Annotated in this window: 1 protein-coding gene; it reads left to right on the top strand. The window is 46.2% G+C overall.

Annotation, left to right across the window (positions count from 1 at the left end):
- Nucleotides 1-896, top strand: an 896-nt coding sequence (locus QUA03_RS28425; protein WP_333217009.1) for a tetratricopeptide repeat protein, incomplete at its 5' end; no start/stop codon positions are given.
- Nucleotides 897-970: the final 74 nt, after the last annotated feature.

Below are 970 nucleotides of genomic sequence, written 5' to 3'. Positions count from 1 at the left end.
ATCCTAGCTATGCTGATGCTTACTACAATCGGGGTATTGTTCGCTATGACCAGGGAGATTTACAGGGTGCACTAACCGATTACAACGAAGCTATTCGCCTCAATCCTAACGAGGCTAAGGCTTACAACTATCGCGGTTTTGTGCGAGCGCAACAGGGAGATATACAAGGTGCAATCACCGACTACAACGAAGCTATTCGCCTCGCTCCTAACGATCCTGAAGCTTACAGCAATCGCGGTTTTGTTCGATCACAACAGGGAGATAAACAGGGTACGGTCGCTGACTACAACGAAGCTATTCGCCTCAATCCTAGCTATGGTAAAGTTTACGGAAATCGGGGTTATTTCCGCTATGACGAGGGAGATATACAGGGTGCCATAGCCGATTTTAACGAGTTTATTCGCCTCGATCCTAATGATGCTAAGGGTTACAACTATCGCGGTTTTATTCGCTTACAACAGGGAGATATACAAGGTGCAATTGCCGACTACAACGAAGCTATTCGTCTCGCTCCTAAGTATGCTGATGCTTACTACAATCGGGGTGATTTCCGCTATAACCAGGGAGATATACAGGGTGCAATCGCCGACTACAACGAAGCTATTCGCCTCAATCCTAAGTATACTTTTGCTTACTTCAATCGGGCTCTGCTCCGCGATGAACTGGGAGATATACAAGGTGCACTAGCCGATTTCAACGAAGCTATCCGCCTCGATCCTAACGATGCTGATGCTTACTACAATCGGGCTCTTGTCCGGAACCAACAGCGAGATATACAGGGAGCAATAAATGATTTTCAGAAAGCCTCTAAGTTGTATCAGCAACAGGGAAATACCGATTCATACAGGGATGCACAAAATGCAATTAGAGAACTTCAGAAAGAGCTTGAAGTCTAATTAGGGCTTGCTGAATATATCGCCCGCGTGTTACGTGGCCTGGGTTATTTGATCGCGCGCTCAATAGTAAAGTG

Source organism: Microcoleus sp. S36b_A4, from assembly GCF_036700645.1.
GTDB lineage: Bacteria > Cyanobacteriota > Cyanobacteriia > Cyanobacteriales > Microcoleaceae > Microcoleus.
The sequence above is the reverse complement of the archived record's forward strand: the minus strand, read 5'-3'. Positions and strand labels throughout refer to the sequence as shown.